The sequence below is a fragment of the Photobacterium lipolyticum genome (genome assembly GCF_003026475.1).
In the GTDB taxonomy this organism is placed as follows: domain Bacteria; phylum Pseudomonadota; class Gammaproteobacteria; order Enterobacterales; family Vibrionaceae; genus Photobacterium; species Photobacterium lipolyticum.
Genome location: NZ_PYMC01000008.1, coordinates 156,276 through 172,111 on the forward strand (window position 1 = coordinate 156,276; position 15,836 = coordinate 172,111).

At 49.6% G+C, this 15,836-nt stretch carries 17 protein-coding genes; 3 read left to right on the forward strand and 14 right to left on the reverse strand.

Annotation, left to right across the window (positions count from 1 at the left end):
- Positions 1-70: 70 nt before the first annotated feature.
- The 7 genes from hemW to C9I89_RS12880 all read right to left on the reverse strand — a co-directional run bounded on the left by hemW (position 71) and on the right by C9I89_RS12880 (position 4,978).
- A complete protein-coding gene (gene hemW, locus C9I89_RS12850; protein ID WP_107283739.1) occupies positions 71-1,228 on the reverse strand; it encodes a radical SAM family heme chaperone HemW in 1,158 nt (385 codons plus the stop codon).
- Entirely contained in the window at positions 1,228-1,821 is a 594-nt protein-coding gene (locus C9I89_RS12855; protein WP_107283740.1) for an XTP/dITP diphosphatase, read from the reverse strand. Before C9I89_RS12855 ends, hemW begins: the two co-directional genes overlap by 1 nt.
- 135 nt (positions 1,822-1,956) lie before the next feature.
- The gene (locus C9I89_RS12860) at positions 1,957-2,385 is read right to left on the reverse strand and encodes a DUF4426 domain-containing protein (RefSeq protein WP_107283741.1); all 429 of its coding nucleotides are present in this window, start codon (positions 2,383-2,385) and stop codon (positions 1,957-1,959) included.
- 147 nt (positions 2,386-2,532) lie between these two features.
- The gene (yggU, locus tag C9I89_RS12865; protein ID WP_107283742.1) at positions 2,533-2,829 is read right to left on the reverse strand and encodes a DUF167 family protein YggU; all 297 of its coding nucleotides are present in this window, start codon (positions 2,827-2,829) and stop codon (positions 2,533-2,535) included.
- On the reverse strand, positions 2,826-3,380 hold the full coding sequence (locus C9I89_RS12870; protein WP_107283743.1) for a YggT family protein: 555 nt from the start codon (positions 3,378-3,380) through the stop codon (positions 2,826-2,828). Before C9I89_RS12870 ends, yggU begins: the two co-directional genes overlap by 4 nt.
- Before the next feature lie 9 nt (positions 3,381-3,389).
- A complete protein-coding gene (gene proC, locus C9I89_RS12875) occupies positions 3,390-4,208 on the reverse strand; it encodes a pyrroline-5-carboxylate reductase (protein ID WP_107283744.1) in 819 nt (272 codons plus the stop codon).
- Positions 4,209-4,276: 68 nt separating this feature from the next.
- Positions 4,277-4,978: a YggS family pyridoxal phosphate-dependent enzyme gene (locus C9I89_RS12880; RefSeq protein ID WP_107283745.1), complete on the reverse strand. Its 702-nt coding sequence runs from the start codon at positions 4,976-4,978 to the stop codon at positions 4,277-4,279.
- A gap of 23 nt (positions 4,979-5,001) precedes the next feature.
- Here C9I89_RS12880 and C9I89_RS12885 point away from each other — a divergent pair, with 23 nt between their 5' ends.
- Together C9I89_RS12885 and C9I89_RS12890 are read left to right on the forward strand one after the other, a co-directional pair.
- The gene (locus C9I89_RS12885) at positions 5,002-6,039 is read left to right on the forward strand and encodes a type IV pilus twitching motility protein PilT (protein WP_107283746.1); all 1,038 of its coding nucleotides are present in this window, start codon (positions 5,002-5,004) and stop codon (positions 6,037-6,039) included.
- Between the two features lie 53 nt (positions 6,040-6,092).
- On the forward strand, positions 6,093-7,199 hold the full coding sequence (locus tag C9I89_RS12890; protein WP_107283747.1) for a PilT/PilU family type 4a pilus ATPase: 1,107 nt from the start codon (positions 6,093-6,095) through the stop codon (positions 7,197-7,199).
- Between the two features lie 323 nt (positions 7,200-7,522).
- Here C9I89_RS12890 and ruvX read toward each other — a convergent pair whose 3' ends face one another.
- The 7 genes from ruvX to metK all read right to left on the reverse strand — a co-directional run bounded on the left by ruvX (position 7,523) and on the right by metK (position 13,281).
- Positions 7,523-7,951, reverse strand: coding sequence for a Holliday junction resolvase RuvX (gene ruvX / locus C9I89_RS12895; protein ID WP_107283748.1), 429 nt, complete (start codon positions 7,949-7,951; stop codon positions 7,523-7,525).
- On the reverse strand, positions 7,948-8,511 hold the full coding sequence (locus C9I89_RS12900; RefSeq protein ID WP_107283749.1) for a YqgE/AlgH family protein: 564 nt from the start codon (positions 8,509-8,511) through the stop codon (positions 7,948-7,950). Before C9I89_RS12900 ends, ruvX begins: the two co-directional genes overlap by 4 nt.
- A 169-nt stretch (positions 8,512-8,680) precedes the next feature.
- Positions 8,681-9,634 (reverse strand): glutathione synthase, encoded by a 954-nt coding sequence (gshB, locus tag C9I89_RS12905; RefSeq protein WP_107283750.1) that lies wholly within the window; start codon positions 9,632-9,634, stop codon positions 8,681-8,683.
- Positions 9,635-9,662: 28 nt separating this feature from the next.
- Positions 9,663-10,394, reverse strand: a complete 732-nt coding sequence (gene rsmE / locus C9I89_RS12910; RefSeq protein WP_107283815.1) for a 16S rRNA (uracil(1498)-N(3))-methyltransferase — start codon at positions 10,392-10,394, stop codon at positions 9,663-9,665.
- A 203-nt stretch (positions 10,395-10,597) separates the two neighbouring features.
- On the reverse strand, positions 10,598-11,320 hold the full coding sequence (gene endA / locus C9I89_RS12915) for a deoxyribonuclease I (RefSeq protein ID WP_107283751.1): 723 nt from the start codon (positions 11,318-11,320) through the stop codon (positions 10,598-10,600).
- A 113-nt stretch (positions 11,321-11,433) separates the two neighbouring features.
- Entirely contained in the window at positions 11,434-11,916 is a 483-nt protein-coding gene (locus C9I89_RS12920) for a SprT family zinc-dependent metalloprotease (RefSeq protein WP_170107693.1), read from the reverse strand.
- Positions 11,917-12,126: 210 nt separating this feature from the next.
- A complete protein-coding gene (metK, locus tag C9I89_RS12925; RefSeq protein WP_107283753.1) occupies positions 12,127-13,281 on the reverse strand; it encodes a methionine adenosyltransferase in 1,155 nt (384 codons plus the stop codon).
- Between the two features lie 395 nt (positions 13,282-13,676).
- On the opposite strand from metK, the gene tkt reads away from it, so the two are divergent.
- Positions 13,677-15,689 (forward strand): transketolase, encoded by a 2,013-nt coding sequence (gene tkt / locus C9I89_RS12930; protein WP_107283754.1) that lies wholly within the window; start codon positions 13,677-13,679, stop codon positions 15,687-15,689.
- The last annotated feature ends 147 nt before the right edge of the window (positions 15,690-15,836 follow it).

A 15,836-nucleotide genomic window follows, 5' to 3' on the forward strand; every position in this document is an offset into this window, starting at 1 on the left:
AATAGAAAATAAAGTTTCGAGATACGAGTATCGAGAGGATTCTACTCGCTACTCGAATCTCTCAACTTGCCTACTCTTCCTCGACAAAAGCCGCTAACAGATCATTGAGGAACAGCTTACCGTGCTCGGTGATCTGCCACTCTTGGCCGTTATCGGTCAGATAATTCTTATCTAAAGCCCATTGAATACCGGTTTCAATGGATTCTAATGGTAAGCCTGTCCGCTCGACATAATCTTGCTTGGGGCACGCTTCTAACAGACGGAAACGGTTCATAAAAAACTCAAATGGCCGCTCCTGGAACTCGACCTGGATTTCTTTGTCCAGGTAAGGCTTATCCGGATTGAGGTAGCCACGCGGGTGCTTCGTTTTCACGGTGCGGATAATGTTGCCGTCGGCAAAGCTGATCTTGCCATGGGCACCACAGCCGATACCGAGGTAATCACCAAAACGCCAGTAGTTGAGGTTGTGGCGGCACTGCAAGCCGGGTTTGCTGTAGCCGGAGATTTCATATTGGACATATCCGGCCTCTGTCAGGATCTGATGGCCATGCTCAAAGATATCCCATAAGTTGTCGTCATCCGGCAATGTCGGCGGCTTGGAATAGAACAGCGTATTGGGCTCTATCGTCAGCTGGTACCAGGATAAATGCGGTGGGTTGAGCGCAATCGCCTGCTTAAGATCATACAGGGCATCGTCAATCGATTGATCCGGTAAGCCGTGCATCAGATCGATATTAAAACTGTTTAAGTCCGCCTCCGTTGCCAGTTTTGCGGCTTTACGCGCTTCATCGCTGCCATGAATACGGCCAAGGCGAGTCAGTTTCTCATCCTGAAAGCTCTGCACGCCGATTGAAATGCGATTAACCCCGACTTGTTGATAAGCCTGAAAACGGCCTGCTTCAACCGTGCCCGGGTTCGCTTCCATGGTGATTTCAATGTCACCGCTAAACGGGATCCTCGCTTCAACTTCTTTTAGCAAACGTCCGATTTCGGCAGGGGAGATCAGGCTTGGCGTACCACCACCAATAAAGATTGAGTGCAGTGGGCGACTGCCACCTTCCAGCTGATATTTCGCCAGGTCGGTCTCCAGATCTTCGATCAGGGCATCGATATAGTCGAGCTCCGGAATGCCAGCTTTAAGTGCATGCGAGTTAAAGTCGCAATACGGACATTTCTGCACACACCACGGGATGTGAACATACAGGCTTAGCGGTGGTGGTACTAGCATTAGGCGTCCTTCAGGGCTGCAAAGAGCTTTTGCAGCGCTTTGCCGCGGTGTGAGAGTTGTTTCTTACGTACCGGTTCCAGCTCTGCAGAAGCGCACTGATCTTCCGGGACCCAGAATACCGGATCATAACCAAAGCCATTTTCACCGTGAGCCTCAGTCAGAATGCTACCTTCCCAGCTGCCGTGGCAAACCAGCGGGGTCGGATCGTTCTCGTGGCGCATCATGACCAGCACGCAGTGAAAACGCGCCGTACGTTGTTCGGCCGGTACACCTTCCATATCAGCCAGCAGCTTTTCCAGATTCTGCTGATCTGTCGCATTTTCGCCCGCATAGCGAGCAGAGTAAATCCCCGGTGCCCCTTTTAAGTAATCTACTTCCAGGCCGGAATCGTCAGCAATGGCGGGCAGGCCCGTTTCCTTGGCGGCATGGCGTGCTTTGATGATGGCGTTTTCAATAAACGTGGTGCCGGTTTCAGCGACGGAAGAAACCTGATAGTCACTTTGCGCGACAACATCAAAACCAAAGTCAGCAAGCAGGCTGGCCATTTCTTTGACTTTGCCCTGGTTGCCCGTTGCTAGCACTAGTTTATTCATTACTGTTCCTCGGAGAATGATATCTGGCAGAGGCGCTATGATAACGGCAGGTGCTATTGAGTAAAAGAAAAATGAAAGAGGAGCTGATGCTCCCCTGTTGTTTGTTCTTATTTCGGCTGTGGGTATAAAAGCGATTTAATCGACAAAGAAGGTTTGATCGAAATTGATTTGGCCCTTAGTCCCATTCTGGGTCACATCAATGATGAACTTGAAGCGTTCTTCGTTGGAGTGGCTTAGCTCTGCGATGTAGTAAATGGCATCCCCCTCGCGGATCTCCCGGAAAGAAAGTTTCTTTTCGGTACCGAGAAGGTTGCGGGCTGTTCCTGACACTGCCGCTCGAACCGCTGGCTTCCCTTCCTGTGACTTATCCAGTACGGCGACATTCACAACGGCAGAATAGCGACTGCGCTTAATCCGATAGGTATTGGCAACGTCCGGCGTCAGAAAGGTGGAAGGAAAGCTGGAGTAATGGATTTCCAGATCACCGACATTGATTAATTGTTCTGCCTGGGCCGGCAATGCCGTAAAGAGTATTGCCGATAACAAACATAGAATCCGAATCATGACTTTTTCCTTATTTATACTCACCGGATCATGAGGTAACTCTGTCCCGGCAGGTATTTCAGCGGCTCTTATTAGTATAGGGGCGAATCCATCGTTATGAATTCGCCCCTTAATTTTCGCTGATTAATGGTTCGTTAGAGCCGGTTGCTACAGTAGCTCTGCGATCACCGGCGGAATTTCTCGTGGCGTTTCGATACGAACCTGTTTGTGACGCCCCAGCTCGCCTTTTTCCACGATGACTTGCCCTTTGGCAACCCGAAACTGTTTTGCTAAGTACTTAACTAAATGCGCATTCGCCTTGCCATCTACCGGCGGAGCGGTGATGGCAATTTTCAGCTCATCACCATGCAGGCCGACGATCTGATCGCGGCTGGCTTTCGGTTGAATATACAGGCGGATCACCAGATCATCGCCTGCCGGGCTTACTGCGACAGTTTGGCTCATAGTTGGAACCAGATTGGACCGATAAGATCACCCATTAAGAAATTGGCGAATTGCAGGCCAATGAACAGCACTAAGACACTCAGGTCAAGCCCGCCCATTGCAGGGATAATACGGCGAATGGGTGCAGTCATAGGTTCAGTTAACTGGTGCATCACAAACTCGATAGGGCTGCGTCCCTGGCTTACCCAGCTCAGAATGGCACGGATCAGCAGTACCCAGAACAGTAGGCCGCCAGCGGCTTTCAGCAGTGACAGAGCACCAATCCAGAGGAATTCCGGGCTAAATAAGATCGTACCATTTAAGACTAATTGCAGGATTAAGAACTTACCCATACTTAACAGATAAGCGAAAATTAACGTCGCTAAATCTAAGCCACCAATCGGTGGGATCATACGGCGTAGTGGTCCAACAACCGGTTGGGTCGCTTTTACTACAAATTGAGAAAACGGATTGTAGAAATCAGCACGGGCCCACTGGAGCCAAATTCTTAGCAATACGATCATGATATAGAGATCGAATGCAGTACTTACTAAAAAACCAATAGAATTCATATATTAACCTTAAAACAGTTTTTCCATTTCTTCAGCGCGAGATACAGCAGCACGCATTGCTTTTGCTACGATATCACTAAGTTGGTGTTCGTTAAATGTGCGTAGTGCCTCAGCGGTGGTTCCGCCTTTTGATGTTACCTGCTCACGCAGGGTTGCCAGCTCGATATCCGGGTTCGCCACCACCAGTTCAGCCGCACCCAATGCCGACTGTTGTATCAACTGACGGGCGGTATCTGGGGAAAAGCCTTGCTTAATCGCTTCTGCCTGCATGGCTTCCATGAACAGAAAGAAGTACGCAGGGGCACTACCTGCCGCGGCAATGATACCGTTAATTTCAGATTCCTGCTCAACCCAGCATACTTTACCAACGGCTTGCATCAGATTTTCGGCGAAGGTTCTATCTTCAGCCTGCACTGCCGGTGGCGCAAAGAGGCCACTCATGCCTTTACCGATTAATGATGGCGTGTTGGGCATTACCCGAACCAGGTTCAGTTCGGTATTCAGCATCTCATTGATACGGGTAGCTGAGATCCCGGCGGCAATTGAAATCACCAGCTTGCCCGCAAAGTTAATGCCCTGCAGTTCATTACATACGCTTTCCATTAACTGCGGCTTAACGGCAAGTACAATGACGTCGGCTTGCCCGGCGGCGCGGCGGTTATCGGAGTCGGTATGAATACCGTAATCCCGGGCCAGCGGTTCCCGTCGCGCAGCACTGGGCGCGGTGGCGGTGATTTTGTCGGCGGCATAACCGCTGGCAACCAAACCGGCGATGATGGAGCGCGCCATGTTGCCCGCACCAATGAAAGTGATAGAACGTTGTTCCATGTAAAATCCTTATTAGTAAGTAGAGAGGAGCGAGTCTCTAGTCTCTAGTTCCTAGTTCCTAGTTACTTCTACGTGTAATCCCGGGCACCAAAAATCGCCGTACCAATGCGGACAATCGTGCTGCCTGCTGCAATAGCGGCTTCCATGTCGCCACTCATTCCCATCGACAGGGTATCGAGTTGCGGATGTTTGGCTCGCAGTTGCTGCTGAGCATCGGCCAGTGACTTAAAGGCGGCATACTGGCTGTCATAACTGTCGGCTTGTTGTGGAATTGACATCAGGCCACGCAGAACCAGATTAGGCATACTGGCAATGTCGTCAGCCAATGCCGGTAATTCGGCAAAGCTAACCCCTGATTTACTCTCCTCGTTGCTGGTATTGACCTGCAACAGTACATTCAATGGCGGCAGTTCGGTTGGGCGCTGCTCACTCAGGCGACGGGCTATTTTAGCCCGATCAATAGAGTGCACCCAGTCAAAATGCTCGGCGATTAAACGGGTTTTATTGGACTGAATAGGACCAATAAAATGCCAGACGAGCTGGTCTGCGTAGGGGCTATTAGCAAAATGCTGCACCTTTTCGACCCCTTCCTGCACGTAGTTTTCACCAAATGCGCGGTGGCCGGCAGTGATCGCTTCGTCGATTGCTGCTATCGGTTTGGTTTTACTTACCGCCAATAATTGCACGGAATCTGTCGCTCGACCGCATTTTTCGGCCGCAGAGGTTATCTGAGTGATGACCTGTTCAATATTTTGTTTGATACTACTCATAATTGATTCTGTGGGGAAAATTAATGGATATCACCGAACTGCTGGACTTTAGTGTAAAACATAATGCTTCTGATCTGCACCTTTCTGCAGGTGTACCGCCAATGATCAGAGTGGACGGTGATGTAAGAAAACTCAGTTTGCCATCTTTAGAGCATTCTGATGTACATCGTTTAGTGTTTGACATTATGAACGATGCACAGCGCCGTGAATACGAAGAAAAGCTGGAAGTCGATTTTTCGTTTGAATTACCGAATGTTGGCCGCTTCCGGGTCAATGCCTTCCATCAATCCCGAGGCAGTGCTGCAGTGTTCCGTACGATCCCTGTCGAGATTCCCACCCTAGAGTCGCTCAATGTGCCTGAGGTGTTCTATAAAATTGCCCAGTGTCAGCGTGGTTTAGTGCTGGTAACGGGAGCCACTGGCTCGGGTAAATCGACCACGATCGCATCGTTGGTTGATTATATTAATGAAAACTACAACCGTCATATTCTGACGATTGAAGATCCGGTGGAATTTGTTCACCGCAGCAAACGCAGTTTGATTAACCAGCGTGAAGTGCACCGTGATACCCATAGCTTCCACAATGCGCTGCGTTCATCACTGCGTGAAGATCCGGATGTTATCGTTGTCGGGGAATTACGCGACAAAGAAACGATTAGTCTGGCCCTGACGGCGGCGGAAACCGGCCACTTAGTGTTAGGCACTTTGCACACCAGTTCGGCAGCGAAAACCGTCGACCGGATCATTGATGTGTTCCCGGGCAATGATAAAGCGATGGTGCGCTCTATGCTGTCAGAATCGTTACGTACAGTGGTGTCACAACACCTGCTTAAGTGTGTCAGTGGCGGTCGGGTAGCGGCCCATGAAATTATGATGGCGACACCGGCGATCCGAAATCTGATCCGCGAGGATAAAGTGGCGCAGATGTATTCGATGATCCAGACCGGCTCTGCGATGGGAATGCAAACCATGGAGCAGAGTATTAAGATGCTGGTGGCACAAGGGATGGTAGAAGCAGAAGAAGGCCGCAGGATTGTCGATGGCTCAACCTCCATTCTGTAATACCCCAGCCGCTATTTTATCCTGAAAACGAAATAAATGACGAAGGAACGAGAATGAAGCTGCAAGAGATCCTCAACGAAGTCGTGAGCCGTAAAGCATCGGATCTGTATATTACGGTTGATTCGCCTTGCCTGTTGCGTATTGATGGCAACTTGCATGCACTGGGTGAGGTACTGACACGGAACAGGGTCGATGCACTATTTGATGAAGCAATGGATAGCGAGCTATCCGAAGAGTTCGTTGCTAGTCGAGAAGCCAATTATGCGTTAGTCAGAGGGGATCTGCGTTTTCGTGTCAGTGCCTTCTGGCAGCGAGAGTTACCGGGCATGGTTGTCCGCCGGATCGAAACCGAGATCCCGGATCTGTCTGAGCTAAACCTGCCCGTCGATATGCAGGAAATGGCGCTGGCGAAGCGTGGCCTGGTGCTGGTGGTCGGTGCGACCGGATCGGGTAAATCCACCTCGATGGCGGCGATGACCGGCTTTCGCAATAAGAACTCCAGCGGCCATATTCTGACCGTTGAAGATCCGATTGAATTTGTGCATAAGCATAACCGCTGTATTGTTACCCAGCGTGAAGTGGGGCTGGATACCGAAAGCTATGAAGTGGCGCTGAAAAATTCACTACGTCAGGCACCAGATATGATCCTGATTGGCGAGGTTCGTACTCCGGAAACGATGGGATACGCGATGAACTTTGCCGAAACCGGTCACCTTTGTATGGCAACCCTGCACGCTAATAATGCTAACCAGGCACTTGAGCGAATTTTGCACCTGGTCCCGAAAGAGCGGCGTGAACAATTTCTGTTTGATCTGTCATTGAACCTGAAATGTATTCTGGCTCAGCAGTTGGTCCCTGATGCGCAGGGAGAGGGGAGACATGCAGCCTTTGAGTTGTTGATCAATACCCCGCGGGTTGCCGATTTGATCCGCCGCGGTGAGTTACATGAGATTAAAGGTGTTATGACCAAGTCGGGCGAGTCCGGCATGGTGACGTTTGATCAATCGCTGTATCAGTTGTTCAGTTGCGGCAAGATCAGCGAGCAGGATGCCCTGCACCATGCGGATTCGGCCAATGATCTGCGTTTGATGATCAAGGTGGGCAACCAAGAACAGATGGGTGGCAGCGCCTTAGACGGGGTGACGGTTGATATGGGCTGAACAGCTTTATACTTCCAATAATCCTAAAGCTGTAAGTGCTGCACATAAAAGATAACGTATTGATATTTATTGCCAATAAATAATCCCAAGATCTTACTGTACAGCAAATACAGCTTTTGGGTTATAGTAGTCAAAAAGCTGTACAAGCTGATCAGACCCGATAAACAGGGGATCCTTGAGTTAAGATCTTAAGGTGTATTTAGAGAGGGTAGCTTGGCGCTGGATCTTAGGTGGAAAGCTGTACAGGAGGGAGCGATGGTTTTTTTGACCGAGTATCGAAGCATTGAGAGCTCAATACTCGATACTCGATACTCGATACTCGATTAACCGTACTGGCGCTCGAACCAGCTTTCCAGGATCACGACAGCCGATTGTGAATCGATATTCCCTTTGCTCAACGAACGGTAACCGCCACGATCAAACAGATCCGATTTAGCTTCAACAGTGCTCAGGCGTTCGTCATGCAGTTCAACCACACAACCAAAGCGGCCATGCAGCCGGTTGGCAAACTTCTTTGCGCGTGGGGTAATGGTTTCCAGCTCTCCCCCTCTTAAATCCAGCGGCAGGCCGACGACCACTAAATCTGGTTGCCATTCTTTCAGCAGTTTTTCTATTGCTTCCCAGCTGGGAATACCCTCTTTGGCTTTTAAGGCGGGTAAAGGGCTTGCTGTGCCAGTTAATTCCTGGCCAATGGCGACACCAATACTTTTGGTGCCGTAATCAAATGCTAATACACTGCGTGAGGCGCTCATGCGTGTCCTTTTTCTATCGAAAGGTTGGCTGAATTAATCCCTAACTTGGCGACGGCTTTATCCCAGCGCTTATTGATTGGGGTTTCAAAAATAATGTCACTGTCTGCTTCCATGGTCAGCCAGCTATTATCAACAAGTTCCTGCTCTAGCTGACCTGCTGACCATCCGGCATAGCCGAGAGCGACCAGAAATTTTTCAGGGGCTTCACTGGTTCCCAGCAGTGGCAGAATATCTTGTGAAGTCGTTATGGATATCTCTTCGTTGATATCGATACTGGAATCGAAGTGGCCTTTACGCTTATGCAGCACAAATCCACGATCTTCCGCGACCGGACCACCGTTAAGTACCTGTTGCTCCAAGCTCTCGGGATTATTGACGGGAAGCTGGCGTTCTACTTCAATTTGATCAAGCATGCTGCCGACAGAAATTTCGATAGGCAGGTTGATGACGAGGCCCATAGCGCCTTCTTCATTATGCTCACAAACATATATGACGCCACGTTTGAAGTGCGGGTCTTGCATGCCAGGCATGGCGACCAGAAAATGATTGGTTAAATTCATAGCTAACACCGACAACATGTTCTCATAACTACAGTATGCAGAGTATTTGGGGGAATTGGTATAACGTAGCCACTTTGGTGATCATTAAATAAAAAGCGCCGTCTTCTGGTGAAGTCAGCGCTTTCTGATAGTGATTCACTATCGGGTGCGTTAGCTTACCCGCGAGTGATTAAGCTCGCGCAGCGACGCGACGCTCAATGGCATCCATTAGCTTACCGGTAATTGAGATATCGAAAGCCGCTTCGATTTCACGGATACAGGTTGGGCTGGTGACGTTGATTTCAGTCAGCTTATCGCCAATCACATCCAGACCGACAAAAATCAGCCCTTTTTCTTTCAGTACCGGGGCAACCGTTTCTGCTATCTTACGGTCGGTTTCGCTGATCGGACGCGCTTCACCGCGGCCTCCTGCCGCCAGGTTACCCCGGGTTTCGCCTTTCGCCGGAATACGGGCCAGGCAATATGGCATCGGCTCGCCGTCAACAACCAGAATACGCTTATCGCCATTGCTGATATCCGGCACAAAGGTTTGTGCCATGCAATAGTTTTGGCCATGCTTGGTCAGCGTTTCAATGATCACCGAGACATTTGGATCGCCATGCATTATACGGAAAATTGACGAGCCGCCCATGCCGTCGAGTGGTTTTAAAATGATATCGCCATGCTCTTGATGGAAGGCTTTAATTTTGTCAGTACGGCGGGTCACGAGAGTGGTCGGGGTGAGATCCGGGAACCAGGCCGTGAACAGTTTTTCGTTGCAGTCACGCAGGCTGCGAGGTTCATTGACGATCAGCGCCCCTTCGTTTTCAGCACGCTCAAGGATGTAGGTCGCATAGATATATTCGGTATCAAACGGCGGATCTTTACGCATCAGTACTGCGTCGAGATCAGACAGGGAGATTTCCTGCTCGCTGGTAAATTCAAACCAGCCGTTCGGATCTTCTTTCAGGCTAACGACACGGGTACGAGCGACAGCTTTGCCCTGCTCTAAAGACAGGTCGTTCATTTCCATGTAGTGGATTTCCCAACCGCGACGCTGAGCTTCCATCATCATGGCAAAGCTGGAATCTTTTTTGATATTGATAGACTCGATCGGGTCCATCACGATACCCAGTTTGATCATTTCTCTCTCCTAGTATTAGAGCTGCTCGTTAACCCAAATCGCCAAAACGGACTTGCAGGGCTGTGATAGCGGTCATCGCTGTAGTTTCGGTACGCAATACGCGTGGACCAAGCAGGATTTCATCAAATTTATATTGCTCTGTCATACCGATTTCTTCGGCTGACAGGCCGCCTTCAGGGCCAATCAGCAGGCGAACCTTAGTGACCGGAGCGGGTAAGGTATTGATAGAGTAGTTGGCGCGAGGGTGCAGGTTCAGTTTCAGACCGTCGTATTCTTCCGCGCACCACTCTTCCAGCTTCATGACCGGACGGATCACCGGTACGGTATTACGCCCGCACTGTTCACAGGCACTGATTGCAATTCTTTGCCACTGCGCCAGTTTTTTCTCGAAACGTTCAGTATTCAGTTTGACGCCACAGCGCTCAGAAATTAGCGGTGTAATGGTGTTTACACCCAGCTCAACCGATTTCTGGATAGTGAATTCCATTTTTTCACCACGAGAGATCACCTGTCCGAGGTGAATATCGAGTGGTGATTCCACACTGTTTTCGCGTCGGCACTGGATCTCAACTTCAACGCTTTTCTTGCTGGCATGGGTGATAACCGCCGGAAACTCAGCATCACTGCCGTCGAACATTTCTATTTCCTGGCCGGCTTGCATACGCATGACCCGGCCAACATGGTTGGCAGCATCATCACTAAGCATAACTTTGCCCTGATCCGGTAGCGACTCAGGGTGGTAAATACGTGGGATTCTCATGGTGAGATCGATAACCTGTCTACTGTCTAAATTATTCGCTTGTTGCATCTTAACATGGATACCGTTGAGGCAAATTACAAGGTGGCGGAAAATATAAAAGAGGACTGAACAGGGAGTAATGCTGATGAAAAGTCGCGAAACGTAGGTGGCGAGTCGCGAGAATACCTTCAAGCAATCTCGTTACTCGCCCTGCGCCTCTAAAATCAGTATCCCGTTTTCTCACATGCGGCAAAAACAAACGGGTTATGGCTGTCCTGAACTTTTGCAATACGGCGATCCCGCTCGCATTCCCAGGCACTTACCGGATACTGACGGTTCCAGGCTTCCATTAATTGGCGTTGCTGTCTGGAGAGGGAAAATTGGTATTCCTGGTTCATGTACAGATAGGTTCGGGCTATCGCACCACGGGAGTGTTCCGGTGGATCAGCACGACGATTTTTGAAATCAATCTTCATCTCGCACTGGCCGTAAAAAGCGCCGTTATTACCATTCCATGGCAGAAACTGATAATTAGACCGATCGCCGTTGATCTCACCAATCGCGGGGGTCAGGTTATGAAGATCTGCTTCCATTCTGTTGAATTGTTTGTTTTTTTTACAGTTCTTACGGCCCCCGTCTTGCCAGCACTGGAGCTGGTGGCCAAACTGCCAGGCCGGAACGACATGTTCCCACTCGATACGGCTGGCACGTCTTTTCTGTTTGCGTACCTGATAACCGCAACCCGCTAAATCCGGTACGCCTTTTTTCCCTTGCCATTGTATATCGCAACCACAGTAAAAGCTGGTGGGATGATCCTGATAGATCTTAACGGCGATTTTTTTTGCTTTACTGAATGATGCTGGCGGTGCTGCTATCGAACTTGTCGATATTGCAGTAGCGGCAAGCAGTAATATGAGTGCCAGCCACTTATTAAACGAGGTTTTCATTGATTATCCTGCGCTGAAGATCCGTTTGGCAAGCTTATCAATATTTCTCTAATTTAGAAGCACTTCACACTTATATTGTTGTCAGTTACATTTCACGCAGAAAGATTCAGTCTTTATTGTTGAGGCGTCAGCGGCTGGCGGCATTTTGTGCAGTGATAGACGGCTTGCTGGCGAAGCACTTTATTATGGCGCCGGATGGTAAGCTGATGCTCACAACAGGCACAGGAGTAGGGGAAGGTCTGCCCCCGGACCGATTGAATATCGAAGCTATGTGTTGTGCGGGCTGGAATACCAAAAACTTGCGTCATCATGGTCTGCCATTCAGCGCCATGAGGGCGGACCCGGCCAAATAACCTGAAAGCCAGCAGATGAGCGACTTCATGGGGCACCACTTCGGTGAGAAAGGCCTCTGGATTTTCTGCCAGCAGTACCGGATTGAAGCGGACTTCCCACCCCTGCAGCCGGGCACTGCCGGCAATTTTACCGCGTTGGTTGAATTTGATAGTGGGTAACGGGAAGCTCTTTCCCAGTTTCACTTCGGCTAGTGCGATGCATTTTTGCGTTTTTTCAATGACTTGGGTGTGAATAGGTAGCATGGTTTTCCAAAGTTCATTGCAGGAGAGCTTGGAGTATATCGTGAACGAGGAGAGGGGGAGAAGAGTAATTATGGCTCTGTGGCCCTTAGGTTCTATGGGAAGAGCGGAAAAGTTTGACGTTTTTATTGTGAACTGAAATCTTGACCTCAGGACCCTAGATATTAAAAAAGGAAGCCGAAGCTTCCTTTTTTATAATCAGTGCGTTGTCGCTTACTTGATGTTAGCGAAGTCGCGTAGCATTTCTGCTTTGTCAGTCGCTTCCCAAGGGAATTCTTCACGACCGAAGTGACCGTAAGCGGCTGTTTTCTGGTACATAGGCTTCAGTAGGTCAAGCATTTCGATCAGGCCGTATGGGCGCAGGTCGAAATTTTGACGAATTGCTTCAACGATAACGTCATGAGGTACATTCTCGGTACCGAACGTTTCTACCATGATAGACGTTGGATCTGCGACGCCGATAGCGTATGAAAGCTGGATTTCACAACGGCCAGCCAGACCAGCGGCTACGATGTTTTTCGCAACATAACGTGCAGCGTAAGCAGCAGAACGGTCAACTTTTGATGGATCTTTACCTGAGAAGGCACCGCCACCGTGACGAGCCGCACCGCCGTAGGTATCAACAATGATTTTACGGCCAGTCAGGCCACAGTCACCCATTGGGCCACCGATTACGAAACGGCCGGTCGGGTTGATGAAGTATTTGGTGTCTTTGTTCAGCCACTCTGCAGGCAGTACCGGCTTGATGATTTCTTCCATCACCGCTTCCTGCAGTACCGGCAGCTCGATGCTGTCACAGTGCTGAGTCGAAAGAACGACGGCATCGATACCGATGATTTTGCCTTGATCGTAAGCGAACGTTACCTGGCTTTTCGCATCAGGGCGTAGCCAAGGTAGGGTGCCGTTCTTACGAATTTTTGCCTGACGCTCAACCAGGCGGTGAGCATAAGTGATCGGTGCCGGCATTAGGATTTCGGTTTCGTTTGTTGCATAACCAAACATGATGCCCTGATCACCGGCACCTAGTTCGCGCGGGTCTTCACGGTCAACACCCTGGTTGATGTCTGGAGACTGCTTACCAATTGCGCTTAGAACGGCACAAGAGTTGGCGTCAAAGCCCATATCGGAATGCACATAACCGATTTCACGTACAGTCTTACGGGTAATTTCTTCAATATCAACCCAAGCAGAGGTGGTGATTTCACCACCGACCATAACCATACCGGTTTTTACATAAGTTTCACACGCAACACGTGCTTTTGGATCCTGTTCCAGAATCGCATCCAGGACAGCATCAGAAATCTGATCGGCAATTTTATCTGGATGGCCTTCTGATACTGACTCAGAAGTAAACAGGTGCTTCGACATGCGTACTCTCGCTTTTATATGATTATGGTTTGGTAATGGGGAGCCCTGAATCAAGGGAATACATAACCTTGATGCATATGGATATACGTTTGAATGTATGGAGCTACCTCCGTCTAGACGTCTATAATACCCGCAACGGGAATAAAATCAACATTGTGAATTGTAGGGAAATGACCGAACTGTATAGCAAACGTTTACTTATGGTTGCTTTGATTACAGATAGTTAAGCCTGTTGTTTTGCCAGCTTATTGAAATTGGTCTTATTTTCTTAAGGAAATCGTTTGCAGTCGGGGGGCAGACTTTGCGACAATACCCGCCCGCCGAATCATGGTTAATTTGTTACGTCGATGCGAACAGATAGCCACCATAACAGTCTACGAATTTCTGGAGCAGACATGTCTTCACGTAACGCTAATTCTCGTAAAGAGCTGGCAAATGCAATCCGTGCCCTAAGCATGGACGGTGTTCAACAAGCTAACTCTGGCCACCCTGGTGCACCTATGGGTATGGCAGATATCGCTGAAGTACTGTGGCGCAGCCACATGAACCACAACCCACAAAATCCGCAGTGGGCTGATCGCGACCGTTTTATTTTGTCAAACGGCCACGGTTCAATGCTTATTTATTCTCTGCTTCACCTTACCGGTTATGACCTGTCTATCGATGATCTGAAGAACTTCCGTCAGCTGCACTCGAAAACACCGGGTCACCCTGAATACGGTTACGCGCCAGGTATCGAAACAACAACTGGTCCACTAGGCCAGGGTATTACCAACGGTGTTGGTATGGCGATGGCGGAAAAAGCCCTTGCTGCACAGTTCAACCGTGACGGTCATGACATCGTTGACCACAACACTTACGTGTTCATGGGCGACGGCTGTCTGATGGAAGGTATCTCTCACGAAGCCTGTTCACTGGCGGGTACTTTAGGTCTGGGCAAGCTAGTTGCTTTCTGGGATGACAACGGTATTTCTATCGACGGTGAAGTTGCAGGCTGGTTCTCTGACGATACGCCGAAGCGTTTCGAAGCTTACGGCTGGCATGTTATTCCTGCTGTTGATGGTCACGATGCTGAAGCAATCAACGCTGCAATTGAAGCGGCGAAGGCAGAAACCGGCAAGCCAACGCTGATCTGTACTAAGACTATCATCGGTTTTGGTTCACCGAACAAAGCGGGTTCTCACGACTGCCACGGTGCGCCACTAGGCGCCGAAGAAATCACAGCAGCACGTGAATTCCTGGGCTGGAACCACGGTCCTTTCGAAATCCCTGCAGATATCGCAGCTGAGTGGGATGCGAAAGAAGCGGGTGCCGCGAAGGAATCGGCATGGGACGAGAAGTTTGCCGCATACGCCGCTGCTTACCCTGAGCTTGCCGCTGAGTACAAGCGCCGCGTAAACGGTGATCTGCCTGCAGAGTGGGAAGAAAAAGCCAATGCAATCATTGCTGATCTTCAGGCTAATCCGGCAAACATCGCATCACGTAAAGCATCGCAAAATGCGCTAGAAGCGTTTGGTGCAATGCTCCCTGAGTTCATGGGCGGCTCTGCTGACCTTGCTCCGTCTAACCTGACCATGTGGTCTGGTTCTAAGTCACTAACGGCTGAAGACTTTTCGGGTAACTATATTCACTACGGTGTCCGTGAATTCGGTATGACGGCAATCATGAACGGTATCGCACTACACGGCGGTTTCGTACCTTACGGCGCGACATTCCTGATGTTCATGGAATACGCACGTAACGCAATGCGTATGGCTGCTTTGATGAAAGTGCAGAACATTCAGGTTTACACCCATGACTCAATCGGTCTGGGTGAAGATGGTCCTACCCACCAGCCGGTAGAGCAAATTGCTTCACTGCGCCTGACACCAAACATGAGCACATGGCGTCCATGTGATCAGGTTGAATCTGCAGTTGCTTGGAAACTGGCAATCGAGCGTAAAGACGGCCCGACATCGCTGATCTTCTCGCGCCAGAACCTGGCACAGCAAGAGCGTACAGCAGCACAGGTTGCCGACATCGCGAAGGGTGGTTACATCCTGAAAGATTGCGAAGGCAAGCCAGAACTTATTCTGATTGCTACGGGTTCTGAGGTTGAGCTGGTAACTGAAGCTTACGCACAGCTAACAGCAGAAGGCCGTAAGGTTCGCGTTGTTTCTATGCCGGCAACAGATGCATTCGATAAGCAAGATGCAGCTTACCGTGAGTCGGTACTGCCTTCTGATGTGACTGCACGTATTGCTGTCGAAGCCGGTATTGCCGACTTCTGGTACAAGTACGTTGGTTTCGACGGCCGTATCATCGGGATGACCACATTCGGTGAGTCAGCGCCTGCTGGCGAGCTGTTTAAGATGTTTGGCTTCACGGTTGAAAACGTCATCGACACCGCGAAAGAGTTGCTCGCGTAAGCAATTTATTTTGATGATTGAAAAAAGGCTTCCTATGGAAGCCTTTTTTATTTCCAGTCGGATAAGAATTATTGTTCCGTCTTTTTTTATCGTTTTTTATGGGGTTATTTATCTTTAATCGCTTGGGATTATTGGTTTTAAATGTCG